Source organism: Sphingomonas sp., from assembly GCF_031361285.1.
GTDB lineage: Bacteria > Pseudomonadota > Alphaproteobacteria > Sphingomonadales > Sphingomonadaceae > Sphingomicrobium.
On sequence record NZ_JANMCO010000138.1, the window covers coordinates 1 to 1,744 of the forward strand.

Below are 1,744 nucleotides of genomic sequence, written 5' to 3' on the forward strand. Positions count from 1 at the left end.
GCGGACAGCCACGACATCGGCTTTCAAATTAAAGTTCTGAAGGGCCATCTTCCCCGAATTGTTTGCCAGGAAATTCGACTGGTAGTGATTGTAATAAATCCAGCCGTACAAGCCGGGCGGCGGCATGCCCGCGATGAGAAAGTCGTCCGCGCCGCTGGGAAACGCGACGGTGGCATGTTCGGTCGCGAGGACGGACAAGGGCAGCGACATCCAAACGGCAAGTTGAAGCAGAAACCGGCACTTCAGTGACGGCGGCCCGGCAGCGGGCCGGGCCAGCGTCTCTGCCGCCGCGAGATTGGGAGAATGTGGCATCGAGCATTCTAAAGATTTTCTCCCGCAAAGGTTACGGGTTGAACTCGCAATTTATGTCCTCGGGTCCAGCCCCAACTCGTCGCAGCAAACGGCGGGACCGACATTCTGGCGCGATGGTTTACCCGAATCGCGGCGATTGGCCGCAGACGGCCCGTTTCTAATGTGCCTGCGCCCAACCCTAATCCAGATCGAACCGCTCAGCGGCCTTCGGTGTAGGGAGCATGCTGCACGACCCAGGCTCCGACGTTGCGGCCCTGAGTCAGGCCGCTGAGGCAGGCGAGTCGGAAATGGATGCCGGCGTATAGTCGGGACAATGCGTTTTCCACCGCCGCGTCGGAAATGCGCTGAAACGTGCGCGAATGCAGGCCCGGGACGATTCCCGCCATGGTGCTCGTCAGCGTGAAGTTGTGCTCATCGCCGTGGAAAAACCAGATCAGCACGACGGACGCCGCGGCCCCCTGATCGGCGTGGGTCGAAATGTAATCGGGCATTGGCGGCGTGTCCATCAGCGGTTCCCAAGCTGGATCGGCGTCCGTGAGGTTGTTGTCGTCGGTCGCCGCCGTCCGGATCGCCGTAGTTGGCCGCCAGAAGTTGTAGGTATATTTCGAGTCGAAGCCGGCGATAATGGCGTCGAACATTGCGGCGTTGAGCGCGGCAAAAAGCCGGGCGTGGTTGAGCAAGTTGTCCGTTTGCTGGGCGGCGAGGATGCGCGCAGTGCGGTTCCAGCTAAAGGCAGACATCTCGAACCAGAATTTCGCCATTTCAGTCTGGTCGGGAGTGCGAATGCTGCTGTTACGGGCGCCGAGTGCCTTGACTTCGTTGAAGTCGAACACGTATTCGGGATCGCGCACCATATAGGGCGGGGGTGCGCGGAATTGATCGCCGCTCTTCAGCACGAAGGGCGTGACCTTGCCCAGATTGGGGAAGGCGGCATACGGCGGAGAGCCCCCGGGCGGCGCCATCTTGTCGAAGGGCGGGGTGAATTGGTAAGCCCCCGGTTTGGAGCCCGGCTTGTACGGCCCCTCGCCAGTGGCGGCACCGTCGTTCGCCCGGGCGGCGAGCATGGCGGCGCCGGCCTTGGCGCCGATTTTCAAGCCGATGACCTTTTCGGATCCGTCCGGAATCGCGATGAGCTGTTTGGCCAGCAGAGCATCGAAGACGCTGGCGCCAGCGGGCAGGGTCTTGACGAGCACCTCATGCGCCGCCTTTGCGGCGGCGGCCTCGGCGTTGCCGTGACTCTTCATCGCCTCGCTGACGGCGTTGAAAATGGCGATGTGCGCCATCGCGTAGGCCCGAAGCTCAAGTGGCGGGGAGCCGGGTTGATCAGGCGGCGTCTGGCCTTCGTTGAATTGGGTCATCGCGGCATTCCAGTCGATGACCGCGTCGGCAAACGCGCTGGATCCAGAAGCGACCAATAAGAGTAGTCCAACCA

At 61.9% G+C, this 1,744-nt stretch carries 1 protein-coding gene and 1 pseudogene; both read right to left on the bottom strand.

Translation table 11 applies throughout. The features are described 5' to 3' along the window. Positions 1-210: pseudogene (locus RMO25_RS11775) on the bottom strand (hypothetical protein); the annotation flags it as partial. A gap of 299 nt (positions 211-509) precedes the next feature. Beyond that, complete coding sequence (locus tag RMO25_RS11780; RefSeq protein ID WP_309662796.1) at positions 510-1,595, bottom strand: vanadium-dependent haloperoxidase; 1,086 nt, start codon at positions 1,593-1,595, stop codon at positions 510-512. Positions 1,596-1,744 lie beyond the last annotated feature (149 nt).

What these genes read in the sequence shown, in the direction of transcription:
- RMO25_RS11780 (WP_309662796.1), bottom strand. Translation starts at nt 1,595, where the DNA reads ATGGCGCACATCGCCATTTTCAACGCCGTCAGCGAGGCGATGAAGAGT.